A 23,508-nucleotide genomic window follows, 5' to 3' on the forward strand; every position below is an offset into this window, starting at 1 on the left:
GAAAGGAAGAATAATAAAATATTTAAGAACATACGTTCCGTTTTTATTATTACTTTACAAACGTCCATTTTTATTAGTATTACTCTAAAATTTGTGAGTATGGACGTTTCTTCTATTTTGAGAATATAAGTAGTTCAGAATACAATAATGAGTGCGTGCTGACTTCTGCTTATAATGATTGTGGAGTCTCTTGTGAAGTAACCGTAAAACGACCAATTTTATTGATGTAAAAAATTCACGATAACTAATCATGATTTCACAGGATCACGACAAGGTATATAACACATATGGGGATATAAGATGAATGTCTAACATCGAGTTTTAATGATTGGCATAACAAGAATTAAAAAGAGTGAACGAGATGATTTTTCTCGTTCACTCTTTTATTTGAATCCATGAATAAAAGACTCTATGTTACTTATAATAGAAGGGCATTCCTGCGATCATCATGTTCCCAGCGTTCCAAGGGATGGAAGTATAAGAAATAGTAGTCACCGGAACGATGCCAATCTTGAATGATAAAATCAAGTTCTTTGATACGATCCAAGTTAGTTTCAAGCTCTTTCAAGTTTTCTGCTTTTCGACTCTTATTAAATCGAATCGAGTGTGTAAACTGACGCCAATGCCGTTTCGCAGGCATTGCTTCGTTTAACTGATACGAGTTAAGTCGCTCCTTTTGAAGTACAAAGGAGAGATGATAAGCGAATGTTCCTTTTAACCGCTCAATTTGCTCTCCATAGATACTGATGATCTGTTGTTTTAATAAATCATCATAGACTTCCTCTGAGACGGTGACAGTGATTTGTGTGTCCCGCTTAACTGATGAAGCATTACTAATTTTAACCGAGGAGAAGAGACCAAAGATTGAGAGGTCTCCTTCCTCATTTCTAACGGCTACACGATAATAACCGAGTTTCACAAGACGTTGGGTTGTGAGGGTGTAGCTTTTCCCGCTATCGTTTCCATAAATCTTTTTGACAAGTTTTGAGATTGGGAAGACGATCTTTCGACTCGTTTGAAACGTCACATCGCGATATGACAGAATTTCGTTAAAAGCCTCAAAATCACGAGCATCAAGATCCGGGACTTTTCCGTCGAGTTCTGCAAGGAACTCATTACTGACGAGAACCGATAAATTCGCCGGGATACCTTGTTTGTATTTAGGGACGACAGCGGAGAAGTCGTGGAGATCAAGAGATAAATCCGTCATCATAGCGTCTCCTTGATTAAACTTTTCCGTCGTATTTTTCATGCGATCAGCGATTCCAAAGAACGGTACCGTAATCGACGTAGAAGTCGCAACGTGTGCCTTTGGTTGCGCACGTTTCAATTCTTTCGCAACCTCTCCAATGACCATTAAAATATCAGTCCGCATTGTTGTCGTTTGCTGATTCTTCGTCTTTTGTCCCCAGTGCGGATACGTATGAATCAGCAAGTTGTTATTTTCAGCCCATTCTTCAAGTTCCTGTATGTGTTCTTGCATCAACTTCTCAACATTATCAGCAGAGAACTTTCGTTGAAAGCCTTCCTTTCCCGCAATGTCCCAATACTCAAGGTACATTTTATGAAGGCCTCGTAGTTCTTTCATCGGACCTTTGTTCTCAACATAGTTTTTTACGGCTGCTCGTACCCAGCGCCGTTTTAATTTCTTAAAGGAATAATAACGAAGCTTGGTATAAACATCTTCTTCATTTTGAAATTCATAAAATTCTTCATAAAGTTGATTGACATAGGCTTCGACATCAATGATATCGATGGAGATTAGTTGTTCGGTAACATCGTTCTCGAGCAGTGTCTTTGCTGCTTGAGAGACAACAAGCTGTCTATGTTGGACGGATAAGGTAGAGTCCATAATGCACGCCCCCTTTAATTCGATATAGCTAGCATAGCATGTCTCAAGAGGAGTGGGGAAATTAGATAAAAAGCGTGCGCCGGCGCACGCTTTTTATCTAATTGATAGCTCTTAATAAACATCCTTGAACGAAATTTTAAAATGATTGTTTCACGTGAAACAAAAACTTGAATTAATTATTAATTGTCTAACTGAAAAAAAATATGTGTTATTATACGATTTTTTTATTGATGTTAGATGTCTAAAACAAAAAGTGTGCGCCGGCGCACACTTTTTGTTTTAGACGAATCCTCATTTTGTAATTGAAATGAGGATTCGTTGTATGTAATTCCTACTAAAGCTTAGTAAAGGCATAAGTTCCTTGTAGAATACCAAGATTAACGCGTAAGCTTTTTGAGATTCAAGACAATGAAGGTAAGCATCGCTTGAAGCGCCTTTTTTTCAGGCACCGATAGCGAATCCAACGCATATTATGCCTCTCTTTGGTGTCTGCAATACATCCTCGATTGTTTCTTGACACTTTCGGTACAGCGTGCAATTCAAACCTATATGCCTGAGATACTCTACTTCATCCATCGCTTCTTCCCAGAGATGACGATGAATGACTTTTCTGTGATTGCGACTCTGCAGAAAAACGAAGGACACAATGATTCTCCCCAACAAACGATTCAAGAAGAACAAAAAAACACAATCATTCTCTTTAGAGAAAAATTGTACTTTGTGTTCAGTCTGAAAAAAGTGTGCGCCGGCGCACACTTTTATTTCTTAAAAACAGCAATTTCTAATTGAATACTAACAGTATTATGACCCTTTATGATTTAACTGTGGTGTCTTCATACCAAAAAAGAGAATAATCCATCATAAGTGAAGTTTCATTTTGTTGTCTAAGCATGGCAGTGATATTACCTAAATGGTACGTCCCATGGTTAGATACGTGTAAGAAAATTTCTTCATAGGTTGTTTGACGTGGACCTGACCAGGGATTATTTACATCTATCATCACAGTGAGGTCTGAGTTTTCGTTTAAGAAGGTTTGATACTTTAATGATACATTTTTGAATGCCATTTTGAATTCTTCAATTGTATAGGCATCAGTAAGCGGTAATTGACTCATCGCATCCTGTAATGCTTGTTGAAAATCTACTTTTCCTAGAATTTGAATCCACATGGTATCAACAGCAAGAATATGGCTGAGGGTTTTAGCAATAGTAGGATAAGAGCTTTTGATCTCCTTTATTAAAACTTCTTTCGGCAAATTATCTAGATGATCTAACATCACTCTCATTGCCCATTCATGATAAGAAACCATCGATTTTCCAGCGTTCATTCAAATCGCTCCTTTAGTTGTAATAGTAATCGTTGTCTAACTACGTTTAGTATAAAAAAGGATATATGACAACTGACTGTCATATATCCTCATATAAATTCAATATTTTTTTAGCTTCATTTTTTAAGACATCTTGTAAGTATAAAGGTTGAATGACTACTACGCCTGAATGGAAACTTAACAATATGTTAATGAACCATTCTGCATTCAATGGTGGAGGTAACATCAATGTCACTGTGATACTACCATCTTCTTCTTGCGTCATCGAGTGATGTTGAAAATGATTTAATACTAAGTGAATGGATTGAGTATGGACACGTAAAATGACACGCTCTTTTGGAGGGACAACTACTGGTAGCTCCTTGGGTAAACGATGAGTATCCTTAATAGAAATTGTTAGTCTCTCAAGGTTGAGTATATGTGAGACTTTAAACTCGCGATAGTCGTTTCTTAAATAGCAATAAGCGTATAGATACCACGTTCGGAACTTATATTGTAGTGAAAGAGGATCTACCTCTCGAGTAGTCTATTCATTTTGAGAGCTAATATACTGAAAACAAACGCGTGTTGATTCTTTAATGCTTTTTTGAAGATTGATTAAAAAAGAGGGATTGACTGAGAAGTGAGTTAAATCAATATGTAGATGATTCTTTTGTTCTTCTGATGTGAGAATGGACAGACGATCAACAGTCTTTTTAAGATCGTGATCATTTAATTGGTCCGATAAATTTTTGACTAAAGACAATACCTCAAGCATAGAAGAAGCGTCTAAAAACGTTTTATCCCATTTGTAATTCTCTATAATACCGAATCCACCGTTTGTTCCATGGTACGAAGTAATAGGAATACCAGCTGCACTAATGGTTTCGATATCTCGATAAATTGTTCTCTGAGAGACATTTAATTCTTCAGCTAGTTGTGAAGCAGAAATGGTAGAGCGATGAAGTAGCTTAAATATACATAGTTAGTAAACGTTCAAGTTTCAATGGAATCTCCTTTACGTTAAACACGACGGAAGTTTTTATGTATATCTTTAAAGTGTAAATGATTTCATCTTAATTAATAATTGAAACGCATTTAGTATCATTAAAAATAAAATACAATAACAAAAAGTATGATATGCTCTCCAAAAAGTAGACAGTTGAAATAACAAAAACTGTCTACTTTTTTGAAGGGAGCTTTTTCTATGACTAATTCTAAGTTTTCGTCAGATGAAAAACTACAAATCATTAAGATGTGTGAGGATGGAATCGACTCAATCAAATCGATTGCCTCGCTCTTCGAGCTTTCAGTTAGCACCTTAAATAGATGGAGGACAAAATATCGTACGGGCGGCTGCATGGCACTTCGTAATTGAACAGAGTGGACGCGTTATCCGGAAGAACTGAAGATGAAGGCTATACGAGCATTACTCGACCAAAAGGAATCGCTTATTAGCGCTACGGCACGGTTTGATATCTCGGATAAAAGCCTGCTTGCGAATGGATAGAGAAGTATACTAGTCATAGTACTCAAGGGAAACCATTGAAGGAGCGATCCACTATGACTAAAGGTAGAACCACTACATTCGAAGAGCGTGTCCAGGCAGTCATGGACTGTATACAGAACAGAAAAGACTATCAAAGCATCATGAAGACCCATCGGGTCTCGTACCAACAAATTTATAGCTGGGTAAGAAAGTTCGAAAAGGACGGAATCGACGCACTGATGGACCGCCGCGGACGTCAGAGGCCAGTAGAAGAATTGACGGATACAGACCGTTTGGCGTTGGATCTGAAACGACTCGAGAAAGAAAATGAGCGTCTACGCATGGAGAACGATTTCTTAAAAAAGTTAGAGGAGATCGAGAGGAGGTCACGTTAAGTCAAATTCGTCTTCAAGATAAATATGAAGCCATCCAATCATCGGTCGAGCAATTCGGTTATCCGATCATCGTCCTATGTCACCTCGCAAGTGTCTCGCGCGCTGCCTATTACAAGTGGTTACGTCGGATTGGTATACCGCAGAAACGTGAGACTGAGAATATGAAAATCATCGAAGAGATGAACGAGATCCACCTTTCGGTGAAAGGAATCTATGGCTATCGCCGAATGACATTGAACCTGAAACGTCGTTTCGGAAGAAACGTTAACGCAAAGCGTGTCCGTCGCCTGATGCATGTCGCTGGTATTCACTGTGTCATACGTCGGAAACGTCCTTTGTATATTCGTAATCGTCCTCAACAGACCGCAGAGAACATTCTGAACCGTGATTTCAACGCAGCAGAGCCGAATCAAAAATGGGTGACGGATGTGTCACGGGATTGAAGTACGGCGCCTCTCAGAAGGCATATTTGAGCGCTATTCTGGACCTATATGATGGATCCATCCGCGCCTTCGTTCTTAGGCACTCAAACAATAACGAACTCATATTCGATACACTCGAACTCGCCCTTCAAGGTGCACCCGAAAGTCGTCCATTGCTTCATAGTGATCGAGGATTCCAATATACGTCGCATATGTTTCGTCACATGACACGGGTGGCAGGCATCACACAAAGTATGTCTCGGGTTGGTAAATGTATTGATAACGGTCCGATGGAGTCTTTTTGGGGAGCGTTGAAGTGCGAAAGTTATTATCTACATAAGTTTGTGGAGTTCGACGAACTCCGACTCGCGATTCAGAAATATATTTACTTCTACAATGAAGAACGATATCAACAACGATTAAACGGCTTGGCTCCATTAGAATACAGAGCGCAAGCCGTTTGAAGGATTTTTATTATTTGTCCTGTCTACTTGACAGGGAGCAGTTCAGTATGCGCCGCGCATACTTTTTGTTATTTCACTTACCACATTGTCAGTTAAGAAATTTAATCATTTATTTAATCTTAAGTAGATCTACCAATTGTAATGCGCGAGAAAATTCATACACACTTGTCAATTCCAATCACATGCATTTCCATCATTATCGCGGTCTAAATCATGGGGATCAACTGCAGGACCTCCGGCAGCTATATAAAAATCTTGAGCGGCTTGGGCACTGGAAAAATCACCACAGTCGCGATCTGCTCCAGAAGGGTCGTATTCAAGATCAGTTGCTACTTCTGTATCTGCTTCATCAACGTATTCCTCATCAGATATACTCTCATCTTCATTTATCATTTCTCTACTTGCTAAAGAGGCTTCGAGTTCGTCGATTTTCTCTTTTGCAGCAATATGTTTCGTCTCTTCTTCTTTGAGTTTACTCTCTAAAGCAGTACGTTTGTCTGCTTCTTCCTTGTAGCTTTCAACGGTTTGCAGACGTAATTCTTTTTCTCGTTCTAACTCCTCTTTCAATTTTTTCGTTTCTTGTTGCTGCTCTTTTAGTTTAAGTTGCGTGTCCTTTAAAGATGTTTCTAACTCCTTTGACTCTATTTTTAATGATTCCAACATCTTTGTTTCCTTGGTAGAGGATCCGGCTTCAATTTTTTGAGGTTCATTTATTCGGTCTACCATGTAGATAGAAATTGAAAAAGCAATGAATACACCTAGCCAAACGACAAAGGTTGGGTACTTCACTGGATTTCGAAGCCTCGGTTTAAAGTAAAAGTATAGACCAACTGCTGAGATCAACAAGCCAATGAGACTCCAAAAGGTGATAGTGAAGAGTAAAAGATAGACAATAGCAATCACGACGAGCAATATTACTTTTCGGATGTTCATAAGTTCAGCTCCTTTAAAAATATTTGTATTTTTATTGTACATATTTACAAGGGAAAATAGATTAGGAATTTTATAGTTTTTCTCTAAAAAATCGCTTACAACACTCGAGTACTAATTTGAGTAAAGCATAAGAAATTACTGATCAAACATAGTTGATAGCTTTTAAGAGAATAAACTTACATCAATCTAAGTGACTTAAAAGTAATCAGAATAGGCTGTATATCGCAGTCGATACACAAAGGACTGTCGATCAGGAAATCGTGAATGACTCGGTAGAGGAAAAAATGATTCATAACTTAGATAATGAGAAAGGCAACTTACACATCAAAGAACTTAACTCTTACGTAATTGTGCAGAACTCCAATGCTTGTATGGGAAAGAAAATGAATCGTTGATTGAATTGGTACGTTTTTATTCAAAAAGTAGTAAAAACGTAAAATAGAGTGCGTATACTTTAAGACAAAAAAAATTAAATATAAACTGAAGAGAGAAGACGACATACTTACTACTTAATGGCCCCTATAAGATGATTACGCAAGATAAGCTTTATACATTGCAAACATTAATGATTCGGACTACTAGGTCACGTAATTGATCTGAAATATCGAATCGCTCGTATATTAAGACATAATTAAAGAAAGAAAAAATGATAATTAGTATTGCCTAGTATAAGATATGACCGTAACAAAGTAATCCGAATCAGATAATGAACCTATTTTTACGCTCGATCTTTAAAGAGATACTATTAACGAATCGCTTTCATCATCATTGACAGGTGTTTACAAGACTACTAAAGTGAAGGTAACTTAAATAGAATCACTAGGGGTGTTATTAAACTGAGATGAGTAGCTACTCAAACCCTTTGAACCTGAACTAGGTCGTACTAGCGTAGGAAAGTGTAAACTCTGATGAAAAAGCGGAGACGATGATGTCGCTCTTTGCTATGTGGTTATTTAGACGTGCGCAACTTTCCTTTTGGAGAGTTGCGTTTTTTGTTTACTACTTCGCTATTTAAGTTGCAAAAATAAATGGGGGAGTGGACAAGAATGAGCAGAATAGTTTTAGTCACAGGAAGTAGCAGTGGACTTGGAGCGACGATTGCGAGGGTGTTAGTGAACAATGGATTTAAAGTGGTGATTAATTACTTCAAAAGCAAAGATGCGGCAGAACAGCTTGTAAGCGAACTAGGAGTAGAAAATGCACTTGCCCTGTATGCAGATGTTACGAAGCAGGATGATGTCGAGAGCATGATGCAATCCGCAACAGCACATTATAGTCAAATCGATGTTGTCATTAATAATGCATTAGTAGACTTCAAATTTGATCCGGTTGCTCAAAAATCGTTTATCGACTTGCAATGGGAAGATTATCAAAAGCAACTGGATGGAACGATAAAAGCGGCGTTCCACGTCATCCAGAGTGTGCTGCCACAATTTATGGAACGACATAATGGTAGTATCATCAGCATTGGAACAAACCTTTATCAAAATCCAGTCGTTCCTTATCATGAATACACAACAGCAAAAGCAGGTTTAATAGGATTTACACGAAATCTAGCCGCGGAACTAGGTCAATATGGAATCAACGTGAATGTTGTCTCCGGCGGATTGTTAAAAGTAACGGATGCTAGTGCTGTGACAACTGCTGAAGTATTCGATTTCATTGCTCAATTGACACCATTGAAAAAAGTGACGAGACCAGAAGAAGTGGCTCAACTAGTTGCCTTTTTGGCATCAGAAGCAGCATCTGGGATTACCGGTCAAAACGTAACGGTCGATGGTGGATTAACGATGAATTGAAGCGGACGTTTTAAAAGTTTCTGAGCTTGTAAGAGAAGGGATTCGTGAACAGAAGATGACGAATAAAAATCAGTTAAATATTAGCGTTTTGTTATATGGATGTGGTCATCACCAAGCCGCATGGTTAATGCCTGATTCCGCGATTAAAGAGATCGGAGAGAGCCGCTATTATCAGCGATTGGCTCAAATAGCGGAAGCTGAATGTTTGGATACAGTATTTTTTGCGGACAATCAATCCTTTCCGGCTAATAATGCAACTGACTTACCTGTCTATTGGTTGGATCCTTTAATCAATTTAACGGCTATTTCTCAAGTGACGAATCATATAGGATTAGTCTTCACGATATCGAGTACGTTCTCCAATCCATATACAGCAGCCAGGCAACTCCTAAGCCTTGATCACGTGACGAAGGGGAGGGTAGGGTTGGAACTTAGTGACTTCGATGACAGATTGGGAAGCGTTAAACTACGGGATGGAGACACTACCTCCGAGGGAAGAACGGTATAACAAGGCGGACGAATTCGCGGTATTGATGGAGAAGCTATTTTTATCGTGGAATCAAGCGGCTTTTCTCACGGATCGATCAGATAATCAATTGATTGATCCTGAACGGATTCAGGCTATCGATCATTCTGGAGCCTATTTCAGTGTAAAAGGTCCCTTGTCTACGCCGTGTAGTCCTCAAGGAAAGCCAGTAGCGATGCAAGCGGGGGCTTCTGAACAAGGGATTGCCCTTGCAGCAAAACATGCTAACGCCGTGTATTCTGTGTCATGGAATTTTAGACAAGCGAGAGTGTTTCGTGAAAAACTACAGAGACAAATTGAACAAACTGAATCACCGAATCGAAAAATTAAGATATATCCAGGCTTAGTGACCTATGTTAGAAAAACATGAGAAGAGGCATTGGCAAAAAAAGCCGAACTAGATGAAAAATTACCGGTTGCCAATGCCTTAAAACAATTGAGTTTCTTTTTACAGCAGGACTGCTCCACATGGGATCTCGAAGCAAAGATTCCAAAATTACAACTTATAGAGGAGCTCTCGAGACCTATTAGATGCTATAGAACAGTTCTAGAAATCATCCATGATACAGATTCAATGTTTAAAGAACTAATAGATTATTTATCAATGAAAAAAGATGCCTGGGATTAATCGGTGATTCGAGATAAACTATAGATTAAATGGAATTTTATAGACATAATCGTTCTTATTCTAAAAAAGAAGATCATTTAAAGGGAGCTATCAAGAAACTAAACTTTAAGAATAATTATATTTTGTTTATCTAATAGATAGATAATTTGACTAATTTTCTCCATTCAGTATGTATACGATATAAAAGATATTAAACAATTTAAGGTGCTAAATTCTTACGTAACAAAGAAGAATTGCACCTTAAAGAGTGATTTTATCACTATGATAAATAACACTATTTTTAATAATATTTAAAAAGCATAAACTCGTTAACACGCAATACCTAAGCGATTTAAACTGTAGAAAATTTTATTTATTTATCATATTTTATTTCGTCAATACGATTATTCAAATCATCAATTTCCATTTCTACTTTATTTTTCTCTGAATTTAAATACTCTATAATTTCTAAAGTTTCAAGGAATTCATCAAATTCAATTGGTTTTCTTTGGTGTTCTTCCATTAAGTCAATTTGTTCATTAAGAGAATGCAAAGCTAAAAATTTTGTATGCTTAGTTGATATTAAAGTATCAATAAGAGATAAATTTTTATTATGTTTATGTGACTGCATATCCTCTGATTTACTATTAGAATTTGATATATAATTCTCCCATTCAAAATTTTCAAAATCAAAATCTGAAGTTTCAGTTATTGATATCAAGTCTTGAATTTCATTAGAAATTTTATTTAAAAAGCTATTAGAATTAAACATGAATAAATCTGCTTTTGCAAGTCGCAACATTTCGTTTTTTAACTCAGCTCTTGGTCCAAGTGATTCTCCATGTAATTTATACCACCAATCTTCTTTATTATCATCTGTAATAAAAATTACTCGATCAATATCTGATTCTTTAGCCCTTTTAATAATTTGCTTCCAAATTATTAAATCTCCATATTTTTGATTAAAATTTATACCATTATAATGCGTAACATCTTCTTTTTTAAAATCGCTATAGCCAGGGGGATTTTATTTTCGTATCTATTTTTTGCATCTGAAAGTTCATTAGTTAGTTCTTCTTGCGAAAAACTAGCTCCTATTTTATCTTTAAAAATTGTCCCAAAATTGGTAGCTAAATCTTCTTCTAAATTCAACATTTTGAAAATATTTTCAATAGAAGAAGACACTTCATTTTGTAATGTTTTTAATTTTTCTTTAGTATCTGAAATTATTAGATCTTTTTGTTCTATTACATCACTACTTTTTAAGGTGATGCTTTGAATTTCGTTAGTAATTTTTTTTTCAAAGTCACTAAATATTTTTATTATGTCATTATTTTTTTTACTTGGTTGATTTTTTAAATCATATAATGTTTTTTTTCTTCTCAAGTTAAATTCTAACCCTACTTGATAAGGAATCCATAAATTTTGCTGAACACTGTCCATAGCATCTATTAATTTTTTTCTCGTTTCATCTGAATATCGATAGATATTTAAAAGTGTATTTGTATCAAAAACAATTAAAGTTGATGGATCAAGTTCATTAAAATTAATATCTTGATCATTAAAAAATTCTCTAAAAATTTCCAACAATTTTAAATCACTCCTTTTTATTTTTTTATACATAAATATGTTAACATAATAAACATTAAAATGTTTTTAATAAGTTTTTAAAAGTAAATGATAAAAAATTTTAGTTAATAATAGTAAATTAGACAAAAATATTTTTTTCTGGAACCGATTCGCCTAGAAATTTTATTTAACACTTTATGTATAGACTTTCAAGTATGATTTTATTTTCGATGTGTACGATGTGTACATGGAAGAGAAAATGATAGCAGAAGTGAAACAACCTATTTTATCGAACCTGGATATAGTTCCTGCAAATAATCAACTGAACGACTTAGATTATCAAATATGGACTACGTACAAAGATGAAGGATTAAGCCCTTTCACATTGTTGAAAGATGCTTTAAAAGGTGTGCGTGAAGCGTACGACTATATCTTGGTAGATACGCCCCCAGCCTATTCATTAAACGTAGGTAACGTGTTGAACGTAATGGATAAAGTCATTATTCCGTTGCAGTTAGAACCATATGCAATTAAGGGTCTTAAGAAAGCAGTTGATATGGTTGATATGTTCAATGGTCGTAGGAAAGACCCTATTGAAATTGTAGGGGTACTAGCTACTTTAGTAAGAACCACTGCACTTCATACGGAATTATTGCAACAAACACGTACTTACTGTCAGCATAAAGGAATTAGAATGTTCGATACGATGATCAAGCAGACAATTAAGTTTGCAGAAACAGTAGCCGTTGATAGTAAGCCTACTGTTCTATTAGATAAATTGAATGCACGTGATCGAGATATTGTAGAAGTGTACTACGAATTAATGGAGGAGATTTTAAATGAAGAACATACGAAATCAGTTTGACGAAGTGACTAGCGAACAAGAGGTAACAGAAGCAACTGTTCCAGCATCATCAATTGCCCTGGATATGGATAAGTACAAAACTAAAAAGGAAAAAGAGAAAGATACTAAAACTCGTGTTTCTCTCTTTTTAGAACCAGCATTAGCTAAAAGATTAGATAAGGCTGCGAAACGATATGGAAAAGGATTTAAATCTTCGTTTACATCTGATGTACTTGAAAAAGCATTAGACGCTTTAGAAGCAAAAGAGAATAGCAAATAAGTGTTAAAGGACTAGGGTGAAAACCTTAGTTTTTTTATTTCAATTATTGTACTTAAGTGCCAACCAGACATCTAACCCTATAAAAAAAACACTTAAGTTAATAATGTAAAAGGTTAAGCATTTCTAATGAAGTATAATGATAAATTACCTAAAAACAACAAAATCAGTAATCTGAAGGCTTCTGTGTTGCAGTGAGAAGCAAGGTGGATAGATAGTCAGTTGCTTAATTCGATCTAGAGTAGATCAATCGATTGATTAAAGATAAAAAGAGGGACTAGTGAAGTCCCTCCCACTTACTATCTCGATTTAGAGAAAGCTAATCAATAATTCGATAAGCCATTTGACTACACCATTAACTATCATTTGACCGATAAGCATTAACCCAGACATCAACTTATCAGTATTTTGTTGCGATTTGCTACGCTTATTCTTTCTATTACGTCGCTTATTTTCATGATTTGTCATTAAAAATCACCTCTTTCGTTAATTGATATGTGCCGAACTGACCTCCTCACTAGGTATTTAGAGTGTTTTCGAAACATGTGACCGTTTCAGATAAGTAACACCCTAGATAGAGACGTCTGACGGAAGACATATCAGCCCTTTTTCTTCGAACATTTAACGAATTAATGTAGATCAGAAAAGAACACCATATCGTCACCCGAAAATTTCAGATGAGTAGTTAAGATGAAAACTGTCCCTTTGATCTCGTAATATCCTCATTAACTGCTTCAGATGAAGGAAAAGAACGTCATATAGCCCCCGAAAAGAAATGAAGAGGGTAAAAACTAGTAAATGGACAGAGAAAGACTTCTCCCCTGTCACAATCCACATATATAATCTCCGTTTTAAGGTGAGATTCTTTTGATAATCACCATCTAAAATTCAGTCATCTCAGTGCGGCTTCTTATAATCTCCTGTTTAATTTAATAGCGTTTTAGATTTAGTTTTCAGACATGAACGATTAAATCTCTTATTCACTGATAAAGTATCAGCAGCGTTAACATTTTTTTGTGTTACTCATTCGTACGTCATCCCCTTTCACCGAACAGGTAAAGAAGTTGTTAAAACGTATTTTTCTGTTAAGCGTCTTTTCACCGATATAACAGGACACGTTTTTTTCAGACAAACTTCTGTTCACTTCTAAGGTATTAGGGTAATTAATGATTTTTGACTTGAAGGAGATGCTTTTTAGTTCAAAGAGTTGGGGTCAAAAAGAACGTCAGCTTGAACTTAAAAACGTTTTAAGAATTAACGTATTGACCAATTTTCAGAAAAAATGTAAATATACTGAAGAAAAAGGGTGAATATGTCGATAAGTATATGAAGCGAAAAAATAGAGATATTTAGGTAACTTCGAAGGGAGATTTGTAAGAGGAGATTTAGAAAGAATGGGGGTTGGGAGTAACGGTAGTAACGGTATTCAAAGGTCAGTGAGGATATGTGGGAGTATCAACACTCGATCATATGGGGTGTTTTTTTTGTACTAAAATGAATTTAGGAGAAAGGTTGGGGTAGTATGTCGAAGAAATTGATCGGGATTTTACTTGCTTTGGTAGTAGTTATAGGAGGTGGCATCTTCTTTTTTACTGACGGAGATGATAAGGATAATAAGAAAGAGACGTCTGAAAAGGTAACGAGAGATTATACAGAGACGACAGATAGAAAGTATTCTCCAACGCGTACTTCAGTTCATCTAAGGGTAAAAGCAGGCGTAGAAGATGATAAACAAGTTCAAGAAGTTCTGAATAAAGTCACTAAAGATCTTGAAAAAGATAACCTAAATTCTTTGAGAGTAACCGTTGATGATTACGCAGGTAATCCTAAAGGGACGTTCAGTATTGCTTTTAATAAGGCAGGTATGGATACAGCTAAAGTAGATGAAGTAGGTAAGTGGGTACGGATGCCATAAGTAAAGCAAGCCCCTGTTAACCATTGCTGGTTATCGGGGGCTTTTCTCACTTATTAAACACTTTTATAGAAAGGCGGGCAATTAAAGATAGATTCCATAAGCTATCAAGCCTTTCTTTTTTCTCAAGAATGTCGACCTTAAATTCACTAAGTATAGATAATATCTCATCAGCTTTTTCGGGATTTTCTACCCTGTGTTCTTCGTAGTTCTCTAAATAACTGAAGAACGTTTGATAATCTTTATTATCTGAAACACTAATATCATCATATTGAGTAACTCGTTCAGAATAAGAAGCCTTCTTTTTTAGTTTTTCTATTTCTAAATGTATGCTTTGATTTTTTTCTAGGTAAGGGTGAATAAAGTCCATTTGGTGAAGCAGTGATAAGAGGATTTCTTTTTTTAATGAATCATATAAATTCAATACAATAAAAATGAAAATTTGATATACAGTAAAGAAATCTATAAAGCGTTTGAGTATACTTCTTTCTTCATAAGCTAATAAAGTATCTAGTGGTTTGATAGATACTATTACTTGGAATATCAAGAATATAAATAAAACTTCTACTAAGTATGATAGCAACTTGAATAAAAAATTAAGTCTGAAGCGAGTGTTAAATGAATAACTTTTCGTGTCTTTTATTACAAAAATGACGGAATCGATTAGTAAAAGTAGACTTAAAATTTGAACTAGGAGGTTTGCGATTTTTAGTTCTAACAAAGATGATACCCCCGGACTGTCTTTTTAGTGTTTAGAAATATACAGGAAAATACTGATTAGAACATTGAGATAGATAATGTCGAATTAAACTGTATAGTACGACATTTAAGAAATGTCTATGAAACGCCCCACGCACACACCAAGTCATATACCTTCCTTTGTGTCAGTATCCCTAATAAATGTACGTACACCAGTTCTTTTAGTTCCAGAATCTATCTATTATCAGACATAGCTTTGTGACACTAAATCCTCATGGTTAACTTAGCCGTGCCTTAAGAAATTCTACAAAATACAGGTTAGTTAATTAAATCAGTTAACCCATACGCTACAAACGTTGGTGTTAAGCCATCGTGTTTTTAAGAATCCATCGGTTAAAAAAGTATAAATTCTTATACTGTATTTGATGACTTTATTCGTACGGTATTATATGTAATTCAGCTTTTTTTAATTGTTGAAGGTACGCATTTGTAGTTGTAATAGACTCATGACCGGAAAGGCTCATGACTTCATATAAAGGAATACCATTCGTTAACAGCTTTGTGATAAAAGAACGTCGAAACCAGTGCGGTGAATTTTTTTGTGATGTCAATTGTGTAGAAGCTAATTGAGCGATAAGTCTTAATGCTTCATATGATATAGAAGAATCTTTAGAACGAATATTAAAACAAATATGAGGATTTATTACTCCTTCAATTTTCATTAGTTGTTTTAGCCGATCGATGAGATGGATTGATTTTTGGGATAACGGTATGCGCCGCCATTTTTCACGCTTTCCTTTAAATTCGATGTATCTCATTGGAGACGATTCTTGAACCTGTTTGAACTGCAATGCTAGTAATTCAGAAGCACGCATTCCTGTTGTCAATAACAGGTAGCCCATTGTCTCGTTACGTAGCTGCAATAGCTCGCGGTTCTTTTTTTGCTTCACCGTGTGGCGGAAGGCGAGGGCGATAGCCTCCATCTCGTCGAAGTCGATCTCTCGTCGGAGCGGCTCGGGCTTCATTTGGTCTTTCACCTGCACCGATAAGTCCCGCACGTGATAGTCGTTGACATACAAGAAACGTAGGAAGCGTCGCAACATGGCATTTCGTCGCTTAACGGTCCGGGGGGCATACTGGTCATGGACCTCTTTTAAGTACTCATGCAGATTGAGGATCGTCAGCTGTTTGACACCCTGCGTCTTAGTGACAAAGAACCGCAAAATATAATCGAGATCTTGCTTGTAAGCCCGCTTGGTATGCGGGCTTTTTTGGCTATAGACCGGGAACAACTCAGTCGCCCAGAATAACTCGAAGATCTCGAGATCGCTTAGCGCTTCCATATTTAAGTGATCGTCCTCAAGCACCGCGAGTAACTTTTCGCGGCTATCAGTAAATGCGAGTGCTGCTTCTTCTCTAATCACAACTTCATTTGTTATTTCTTTTGTTAGTTCTTCGTTCATAATCCATCCTCCAGTCTATTTTTTCATCGCTTCCTCTTTTGAAGACTTTTTTGTTCGATTGCTACATGATTTATCGATTATTTGTGTATTACATCATATTATGATTGATATACATATGTATATATAGCGAAATTGTTTATTTTTTAATTGTATTACATATTATCTCTATAATTATTATAACAAACAACTACTTGTGATAATACATAATTATCACAAGTATATCAAGATGATACATTTAGTTGACATAACATATTTATATGGCGGATTGGGTGGGGAATAGGATGCATATGGATCAGTAAATCGATTGTTTCTTCCCCAGTGTGTCCTTAATGGATCGAGTTATTTACCGTCTCATAAATGGAACTAATCTTATGTCATTGAGACAAACGATAGAAAAGAGTGGCATGACCATTTAGTGTCTAACGAATCGGTAGGATGGCTGACACGAGCATATCCGCAGCAAATCGCGCATCTTGCTCAACGGGGAGATTATCAGTTGTGCAATCGCATTGAAAGAGGGGAGGCATGACCATCGAGTGTCTACATGAAACAAGTATCTTCTAATCAGTTGTCTCTCCTCTCTAAGAAGATCATGAGCCCACTTCTTCGAAAGGGAGGCTATGACGTGTATAATACAAAAAAATATAAAATAGTCTCCATTATTTAGAGATGTACTGCCCTAAGATAGAGCAAGTCCATATAATGAATGAAAGTAGTATACATTGAAACGATGGAGTTTCATGCCATAAAACATGCTACGTCCCGCTCGCTAACTTATCCGGTCAAGGTCGAGACGGCTGAGCAACAATACGAGAAGTATCAGATCAGCTTGATTTATTGGCACAGGTCAATTTCGATCGGAAAGTGGTTTGCTTGAATCCAATCAAACTGCATCCTCTCCTTTGCAAATCAGCCGTTAACCATGAACATATCTGAGGATAAATGTGTATGCGTATGACCACGATAAAGTAAATAGAGATAAAAGATTTACGGGAGAAACGCATAAAGATAAAATCAATGCATTAGAGTAATCCGTCAAGTTTTAGTACTTACGAGACAACTCGCTATTGGGGCATGTCCTTTCGTTCTGTCTATTAGCCCCTCAGTCCATCCCTGTTCATGTGCTGTGTGATTCCGAATTCTTTCGTCAAGCTTCTCCCGTCTCGTTCCGCCAGGTAAAATTCAATGATTTTGATCTTAAATGCCTCTGCATATTTGACCATAAAAAAACACCCCATAAAAGTTGGATTTTCATGTCCAATTTTTATGGAGTAGTTCACACGATGGAGGGAATTTCGCTTGTTTTTTCATCTCGTTTCTGTTTCAAAGCTTCGTATGAGGCGACAATCTTCTCTAAATCATTCTTACTAACCATGGTTGTTACATTTCAATCGACGCCGTTCGATAAATCATCCTTCAATCGGTCCAGTGCTTCTATCGGTCTTATACTTCTCGACTAGTGTTTCTTCAGCATGTATTTCGGACAACGATCGATCAAATATTGTTTGTATATTGAAGTTACAAACCATAGTAAATCTCGTATAATGACTCGGTTTACCTACTTCAGGAGTCTTAATTAGGTCAACAATTTCTGAACAAGTGATTTCAAATTCTTTTACTCGAGTTGCTTCTTTGAAATCATTCATTTGCTCAAGTACTGCGTCTATATATTGGAAACGAACACGTAAGCGAGGATTAGGTGTTTTCTAACCTTTGATTTCTTCCGTTACGTCACCACTTAGTTGCGTGTATTCAGCCGGATCCAGGACTCGTTCTATAAAAAATTGTTGCGTAAGGACTCGATAATGCCAAGGTAAATCAAATGTAGACAGTTCTCCATTTTTTAGAGTTCCCATTCTAATAGGAAGTTCAGAAGTAATGTTACTTATCCGATACCCACCAGTTATTTTCACCTTTTTTTCTCTTTCTTCTTTTGTTAGCCCTTCTCTTTTTATCTTTTGTTCTGAATTCAACTTTCCTTGCGTAACTTGAAAACGAAGAAATTTATCACATTTGTAATTTAAATACATCAACTCTAATCGCATCCCGTAAACTGGGTATTCTTCGCGTTTAAACGAGGGGGAATAAAGATTGAGAGATGGTATTTTAATTTTGTCCGTATGAAATTGGAAACCATCATACTCATGAGCATTGATCATATACCAGCTCATGTCAATCGTTGTCGCAACACCTGCTCCATCGTTGGAAAGAAAAAGTGTACTGTAATCCCATTTTGATGCCGTATCTTCTATATCCTTTGCTCGTTGAATAATAAACGGCACGATTAACGGAATGAGCATCTGTTGTTTTTGCATGTTTAGTTGCGGTCCTCTCTCACTGGGATACCGCTCTCTCGCAAAAGCTTGATCCTTAAGAGCAAGGTTTAGCGAATCGCGTGCGACTTCAGCAGACAACTTTGAATCTGCCCTCGCTTGCCGGGCGATCTCCGTAGACTCCTCGTCGCATCCGCTGATCGACTGGAGTCTTTCTGAGTGATTCAGCAACATCGAGCGAGTGCATGCTTAGATATAATGAGATTGTTGCCAAGATAGCACCAATTCCACCTTAAATGATTTCAAACTTACTTGGATATTGAATGAACAATATGATCGCTGATATCATGATCATTAATAAAGTTGCAATTAACACTGCGGTTCTGGTACGTTTTCCGACCAAGTATAACAACTCTAATTTTTTCTAATAAAACCAAATTATTTAAAAATAACATAAAAAAAGAAAATCCTCGAGCACCAAATAAATTACATACTCATAAATAAGATTGTTTTTTGCTGTTGAGATGGAGATTGCTATTAATAATATCAAATCATATAGCGATTAAGGCGTCAGTCCAATTAATATTACAAGATTAACTGTAGAAAGAAACGCGAAAAATTTGTTCAGGAGATTAATTATTAGTATAGAAGTCAAATAATAATAATAGAGTAGGGTGATAGAGAGAGTAAATTGAGAAATTTGATGTAAGTGTAATCCTCTATTCTATTCAACATTCCTCTTTCACAATTGTTTGAAAGTAAGTTGTATTAAATGTAGTGTAATTTTTTTCTAGGATAAAAACACCTTCAACGTCAGTACATTTTAAAAGTGTACCACTTTGAAGATGCTATTTATTGTCTTATAAATTTAGATTAGCCCAGTAGACCGGGTCAATTCAATCCATATTGATAGTATTTAAAATTAAATATCAATATTATAAATCATTTAAATTAGAAATGAATATCTTTTTTTTCCATCATCGTAAAAAAATGCGATGTTAATACGTGATTGTTGTCATGTATTTTTAAATAAAAATCACGAATTTCAGGATCTTTAATTTTTTCTTTCCATTGTATCCAATAACAATGACGAATTACAAATGCAACAAACGTTTGTGGAGTCATAATAAAGGACATTGGAATTCTAACGTCATTTTCTTGGCCAATATGAAGATGAGATGTAGGATGGACGAGTTCTTGACCCTGCTCAATTGAAAAATCATATCTAATACTAGTTACATGATTTTTTAATTGTGCTTCGCTTACAAACTGTTGATACTCTTCAAAAAATTCATTTCCCACTTCTTCCAAAGTAAATCCCATATTTTCTAAAAACACTTCATATTTTTCGACCATCGATGGAGTTTCATAGTAAGCATATCTCAACTCTTCAATTCGACTATCTTTACTTAAAGTATATCCAAATTGAAAAAAAGAAAAATCTTTTAATAAAAGTGTATAATCTTGATTATCACGAGCAATTTTATAAGTATTATAATAATCTTTTTTTAATGAAGCATGTTTAAAATCTTGACTAAAATCACTGTTTAATAGATTTTTTGACTTTTGTAAATTTTCTTCATATTCAATATCCATTAATTGTAATGTTTTTTTAGCAAATAAGAATTCTGTTTTTAATTTTCCTAGTGAAATACTCATTTCTTATTGTCATCCTGTAACATTTTAATTGCTTCTTCTGTATTCATACCTAATTCACTTAATGTTCTTAGCATAGCTTCTCGTTTTCGATTCATTTCTTCATTTTCCTTTGCCAGTTCCCTTCTTAAAGTTTTAATTTCTTCAATACCAGGATAAATAAAGTTCATGCTTGGGAAATTACTTTTTGCTGTTGATATTTCTTCTACAATATAAGAAAACTCTGTTCCAGTACCTGAGACACTTAGCCATGCTTTTGCTCTTGTCATAGAAGTAAATAACTTATTTCGTGAAACAATATTTAAACGACCATTTTTTAAACTATCAGCTCCAATTATATATACTGATGCTGCTTCGTTTCCTTTAGCTCTATATACAGTTGTTAAGGTTACTTTGTTTTTTATATGAAAAACATCTCCACTATATGAACTTAATACATTGTTCACAAAGATATTATGAGAAGAAAGCGTATCCTCAATCGAATCAAAATAATCGCGTATGTTTCGATCATCTAAGCAGATAACCATTATGTCTTCTGGTAAAAGTTTTTGCTGGATGTCATTTAATATTCCATTACAAACCCATTCAACTTCACTTGAAAAATTATTGGCAACATGAACTCTTACTATCTCATCCTTATCATATTCTTCTGAAATTATTGATGGACTATTTTCCAAAGGTCTTTTGATTTCAGTTTCTTCACCTGAAATGCAATTACCTTTAATCACTTCATACCCCAAATCTTCCCAATGATCTTTATTTTCTAATCGTTGAATGGGCTTATCATTGTAGATTCCAAAACCTAAAGCATGGGCTGTGACAAGAATTTCTGCTGGATTTCTATAACTTTTATGCAAAACAATATCATTATTCTGATGAGGATGATGTTGTTGTAAATCTGGTAGTGAAAACCCCTCGTCTCCGTATGGGTTGGCAAATAAATCTAGAGTTTCTTGCAATTCAATATCTAAAATATTTTGTAATTCATCATATGCCCAAATTAAACAATCATTTTTCACTAATTTTCTACATAACCAATAGAAAGTTTTAGGGAAGTCTTGTCCTTCATCCATCATCACATAATCATAGATTCTGTGTAGATTTCCTTCTGTTTTTAAGAGTAAATCATCACAGATAAACTCAAATGCATTTTCTGACTTACCTTGTAAATAAGATTGTTTTTTTGCTTCAGCAAGTGTTAATGGCTTTACGTTGTTTTGAATACAAGAATTATAGTAAACGCCAGGTAAACTTTTTCCTCCCCAAGCATGTAAAATATGAATATTATCCCAATTAGGATCAGTATCATCATACATTCTATAAAATCGTGTGATTAGCTGTTTAACTTGATCGTATAAACTTTTTGTATAAAAAGTATAAAGTATTTTAGCATTAGGATTTTTAATGTGTAGTAGCGCAACTTTCATAGCTAAAATTATAGTTTTACCAGAACCAGCCATTCCGCGAATACGTTGAGGACCATCCGTAATAGTTAAAGCAGCCAACCTTTGTTGCTGGTCAAAAGTAGCAATTTGAGAATCCAATTTGCTTAAAATAGCTCCCTTTAAATTCTCTGAAGGATTTACATCACGTTTAGTTGGTCTTGGCATATTTCTCGTACCATCAATAATTGAATAAATATCTTTCAATTTATCTTCAGATATTTCATCAGTTTTTAATGAATTAAGCAATGCTGTTAATTCTCCTAATTCTTTTACACTTTTATGATCATAATCTTCAATGTTTGGTAAATCACCAGTATAGTTAGGTGTATAAATGACACTTTCAATTTGAACATTTAAATCTCGACGTGACCTTTTTTTGCGTAAATTTGGAATTTTGATCAGCCTTGCAAGAATAAAACCAAATAATTCATCTAAGTCTTCATATAATCCAAAAATCTTTTCTTCATCAAAGGTCCTGTTTGATTGGTTATCTTTTGAAAATATAATTATACCGTGTAAAGGACTTACTAACATAAATCCGGGGAATCTTAAATTTTCATCAAATTCTTTGAGGAGAGGATACCTATAATAAAGCTTGGAATTTTGGAGAGATAATTCTTCTTGATGATTTTTTAAGTAATCGACAAATTTAACGGCTTCAATATCTGCTTCAAAGTCAGAATGCGGAATTATTATTTCAATCAACTTATTTCCTCCTTGAAAATATAATTTTGTAACAAATTAAAATACCATAGGATGTTCTCTCTTTGTCAATATTGAATCTCATGAGTAAAAAATAATTCAATTTTTTATCAATTTCTTAATTAAATTAAATCTTACTACTTATATCTTTTTCTATTATAACATTTTTAATTAAGCCAAAAATATTTATTGTAAATCACATCTTTTATAAGTCTTGTTAAAGGAAAGGAGCATGTATATGTACCAATTCGGAGAGTGGTTACGACGTGAACGCCTAGAACATGGTTGGAGTCAAGTGGAGTTAGCAGAAAAGGATTTCGCAGGCAACCATCAGTGCTTACGAGAGAAATCGTTCACTTCCTTCCATCCTTGATATCCAGATTCTTGCGACAGCCTGTGAGCAGTCGCTTGGATCCGTACCTTAGGATGAATTCGACTTGAGGATGGAAAAGAAAAAAACTAGTCGAACCTGAAGCACGAACGTTTCGATTTGGCCGAACTCTCGCTTGCGGACTCTGTTCGTACATTCGACGGCAAGACATACAAGCTACATGGTCGTATTGCTATCGAATAAGAGAGCAAGGAGACATAAGAAATATCACAGCTCAATTACCGGATCCGTACAGTCGTCGGTGAGAATCAAATCATTACCAAACGAAAGCATCCGGATGACGAGTTAATCCACGTCTCGTCTCACAGATTGATTCACTAATAACGACGAACGAATATGTATCTACTTACGAAGTAAAATGAATAATCATTGAGAAAATGATGATCGTAGTAGCATATCGCTAAGGGCAGTCAATCCAATCACATACCGGCGTGTCCCTCATGTGTGACCGGATGAGCGGTATATACGCAGAAATGGTTCGGCG

At 35.5% G+C, this 23,508-nt stretch carries 22 protein-coding genes, 3 pseudogenes and 1 riboswitch; of the genes and pseudogenes, 12 read left to right on the plus strand and 13 right to left on the minus strand.

Features of this window, described 5'->3' with window-relative positions:
• Positions 1-418 precede the first annotated feature (418 nt).
• On the minus strand, positions 419-1,852 hold the full coding sequence (locus tag K7G97_RS16520) for a hypothetical protein (protein ID WP_223042096.1): 1,434 nt from the start codon (positions 1,850-1,852) through the stop codon (positions 419-421).
• Positions 1,853-2,401: 549 nt separating this feature from the next.
• On the opposite strand from K7G97_RS16520, the gene K7G97_RS16525 reads away from it, so the two are divergent.
• Positions 2,402-2,641 carry a hypothetical protein gene (locus K7G97_RS16525; RefSeq protein WP_223042097.1) on the plus strand — a complete coding sequence of 80 codons (240 nt, stop codon included), beginning with the start codon at positions 2,402-2,404 and terminating at the stop codon, positions 2,639-2,641.
• A 22-nt stretch (positions 2,642-2,663) separates the two neighbouring features.
• Here the strand turns inward: K7G97_RS16525 and K7G97_RS16530 are convergent, their stop codons facing one another.
• The 4 genes and pseudogenes from K7G97_RS16530 to K7G97_RS17595 form a co-directional block, all read right to left on the minus strand.
• Positions 2,664-3,179 carry a DinB family protein gene (locus K7G97_RS16530; protein WP_223042098.1) on the minus strand — a complete coding sequence of 172 codons (516 nt, stop codon included), beginning with the start codon at positions 3,177-3,179 and terminating at the stop codon, positions 2,664-2,666.
• 79 nt (positions 3,180-3,258) lie between these two features.
• Entirely contained in the window at positions 3,259-3,597 is a 339-nt protein-coding gene (locus K7G97_RS17590; RefSeq protein WP_441316690.1) for a WCX domain-containing protein, read from the minus strand.
• Positions 3,595-3,693, minus strand: a pseudogene (locus K7G97_RS17630) (WYL domain-containing protein); the annotation flags it as partial. The gene K7G97_RS17590 and the pseudogene K7G97_RS17630, both read right to left, overlap by 3 nt.
• 12 nt (positions 3,694-3,705) lie before the next feature.
• The gene (locus tag K7G97_RS17595) at positions 3,706-4,137 is read right to left on the minus strand and encodes a helix-turn-helix transcriptional regulator (protein ID WP_223042144.1); all 432 of its coding nucleotides are present in this window, start codon (positions 4,135-4,137) and stop codon (positions 3,706-3,708) included.
• Positions 4,138-4,365: 228 nt separating this feature from the next.
• On the opposite strand from K7G97_RS17595, the gene K7G97_RS17530 reads away from it, so the two are divergent.
• From K7G97_RS17530 to K7G97_RS17545, 4 genes are all read left to right on the plus strand, one after another.
• Positions 4,366-4,536: a helix-turn-helix domain-containing protein gene (locus K7G97_RS17530; RefSeq protein WP_262415840.1), complete on the plus strand. Its 171-nt coding sequence runs from the start codon at positions 4,366-4,368 to the stop codon at positions 4,534-4,536.
• Positions 4,537-4,721: 185 nt separating this feature from the next.
• Positions 4,722-5,042, plus strand: coding sequence for a helix-turn-helix domain-containing protein (locus tag K7G97_RS17535; RefSeq protein ID WP_262415841.1), 321 nt, complete (start codon positions 4,722-4,724; stop codon positions 5,040-5,042).
• Between the two features lie 161 nt (positions 5,043-5,203).
• Positions 5,204-5,485, plus strand: a complete 282-nt coding sequence (locus K7G97_RS17540) for an IS3 family transposase (protein WP_262415842.1) — start codon at positions 5,204-5,206, stop codon at positions 5,483-5,485.
• A complete protein-coding gene (locus K7G97_RS17545; RefSeq protein ID WP_262415843.1) occupies positions 5,458-5,928 on the plus strand; it encodes an IS3 family transposase in 471 nt (156 codons plus the stop codon). The genes K7G97_RS17540 and K7G97_RS17545 overlap by 28 nt, the downstream gene beginning before the upstream one ends.
• Positions 5,929-6,096: 168 nt before the next feature.
• On the opposite strand, the gene K7G97_RS16550 is transcribed toward K7G97_RS17545, so the two are convergent.
• Positions 6,097-6,861, minus strand: a complete 765-nt coding sequence (locus K7G97_RS16550) for an excalibur calcium-binding domain-containing protein (RefSeq protein ID WP_223042099.1) — start codon at positions 6,859-6,861, stop codon at positions 6,097-6,099.
• 811 nt (positions 6,862-7,672) lie between these two features.
• Positions 7,673-7,773, plus strand: a riboswitch (TPP riboswitch).
• 134 nt (positions 7,774-7,907) lie between these two features.
• On the opposite strand from K7G97_RS16550, the gene K7G97_RS16555 reads away from it, so the two are divergent.
• Complete coding sequence (locus K7G97_RS16555; RefSeq protein WP_223042100.1) at positions 7,908-8,660, plus strand: 3-oxoacyl-ACP reductase; 753 nt, start codon at positions 7,908-7,910, stop codon at positions 8,658-8,660.
• Positions 8,661-8,715: 55 nt separating this feature from the next.
• A pseudogene (locus K7G97_RS16560) lies at positions 8,716-9,790 on the plus strand (NtaA/DmoA family FMN-dependent monooxygenase); the annotation flags it as partial.
• 376 nt (positions 9,791-10,166) lie between these two features.
• Here K7G97_RS16560 and K7G97_RS16565 read toward each other — a convergent pair.
• Both K7G97_RS16565 and K7G97_RS16570 read right to left on the minus strand, forming a co-directional pair.
• Positions 10,167-10,595 carry a hypothetical protein gene (locus K7G97_RS16565; protein WP_262415844.1) on the minus strand — a complete coding sequence of 143 codons (429 nt, stop codon included), beginning with the start codon at positions 10,593-10,595 and terminating at the stop codon, positions 10,167-10,169.
• Between the two features lie 69 nt (positions 10,596-10,664).
• A pseudogene (locus K7G97_RS16570) lies at positions 10,665-11,416 on the minus strand (PIN-like domain-containing protein); the annotation flags it as partial.
• A gap of 187 nt (positions 11,417-11,603) precedes the next feature.
• Here K7G97_RS16570 and K7G97_RS16575 point away from each other — a divergent pair.
• The 3 genes from K7G97_RS16575 (at position 11,604) to K7G97_RS16585 (ending at position 14,398) form a co-directional block, all read left to right on the plus strand.
• On the plus strand, positions 11,604-12,227 hold the full coding sequence (locus tag K7G97_RS16575) for a ParA family protein (protein ID WP_262415845.1): 624 nt from the start codon (positions 11,604-11,606) through the stop codon (positions 12,225-12,227).
• Positions 12,202-12,486, plus strand: a complete 285-nt coding sequence (locus K7G97_RS16580; RefSeq protein WP_223042103.1) for a hypothetical protein — start codon at positions 12,202-12,204, stop codon at positions 12,484-12,486. The genes K7G97_RS16575 and K7G97_RS16580 overlap by 26 nt, the downstream gene beginning before the upstream one ends.
• Positions 12,487-14,005: 1,519 nt before the next feature.
• Positions 14,006-14,398, plus strand: a complete 393-nt coding sequence (locus tag K7G97_RS16585; RefSeq protein WP_223042104.1) for a hypothetical protein — start codon at positions 14,006-14,008, stop codon at positions 14,396-14,398.
• A 46-nt stretch (positions 14,399-14,444) separates the two neighbouring features.
• Here K7G97_RS16585 and K7G97_RS16590 read toward each other — a convergent pair whose 3' ends face one another.
• Both K7G97_RS16590 and K7G97_RS16595 read right to left on the minus strand, forming a co-directional pair.
• Positions 14,445-15,116, minus strand: coding sequence for a hypothetical protein (locus K7G97_RS16590; RefSeq protein ID WP_223042105.1), 672 nt, complete (start codon positions 15,114-15,116; stop codon positions 14,445-14,447).
• Positions 15,117-15,525: 409 nt separating this feature from the next.
• Positions 15,526-16,557: a tyrosine-type recombinase/integrase gene (locus tag K7G97_RS16595; RefSeq protein ID WP_223042106.1), complete on the minus strand. Its 1,032-nt coding sequence runs from the start codon at positions 16,555-16,557 to the stop codon at positions 15,526-15,528.
• A gap of 706 nt (positions 16,558-17,263) precedes the next feature.
• On the opposite strand from K7G97_RS16595, the gene K7G97_RS16600 reads away from it, so the two are divergent.
• Positions 17,264-17,434 (plus strand): hypothetical protein, encoded by a 171-nt coding sequence (locus K7G97_RS16600; RefSeq protein ID WP_223042107.1) that lies wholly within the window; start codon positions 17,264-17,266, stop codon positions 17,432-17,434.
• Positions 17,435-18,263: 829 nt separating this feature from the next.
• On the opposite strand, the gene K7G97_RS16605 is transcribed toward K7G97_RS16600, so the two are convergent.
• The 3 genes from K7G97_RS16605 to K7G97_RS16615 all read right to left on the minus strand — a co-directional run bounded on the left by K7G97_RS16605 (position 18,264) and on the right by K7G97_RS16615 (position 22,636).
• Entirely contained in the window at positions 18,264-18,872 is a 609-nt protein-coding gene (locus K7G97_RS16605; RefSeq protein ID WP_223042108.1) for a hypothetical protein, read from the minus strand.
• 909 nt (positions 18,873-19,781) lie between these two features.
• A complete protein-coding gene (locus K7G97_RS16610; RefSeq protein ID WP_223042109.1) occupies positions 19,782-20,489 on the minus strand; it encodes a DUF2290 domain-containing protein in 708 nt (235 codons plus the stop codon).
• Positions 20,486-22,636: a DEAD/DEAH box helicase gene (locus tag K7G97_RS16615; RefSeq protein ID WP_223042110.1), complete on the minus strand. Its 2,151-nt coding sequence runs from the start codon at positions 22,634-22,636 to the stop codon at positions 20,486-20,488. Before K7G97_RS16615 ends, K7G97_RS16610 begins: the two co-directional genes overlap by 4 nt.
• Before the next feature lie 311 nt (positions 22,637-22,947).
• Here K7G97_RS16615 and K7G97_RS17600 point away from each other — a divergent pair, with 311 nt between their 5' ends.
• Entirely contained in the window at positions 22,948-23,058 is a 111-nt protein-coding gene (locus tag K7G97_RS17600; protein WP_223042145.1) for a helix-turn-helix domain-containing protein, read from the plus strand.
• The last annotated feature ends 450 nt before the right edge of the window (positions 23,059-23,508 follow it).

Origin of the sequence: Exiguobacterium acetylicum, from assembly GCF_019890935.1 — a bacterium.
GTDB lineage: Bacteria > Bacillota > Bacilli > Exiguobacteriales > Exiguobacteriaceae > Exiguobacterium_A > Exiguobacterium_A abrahamii.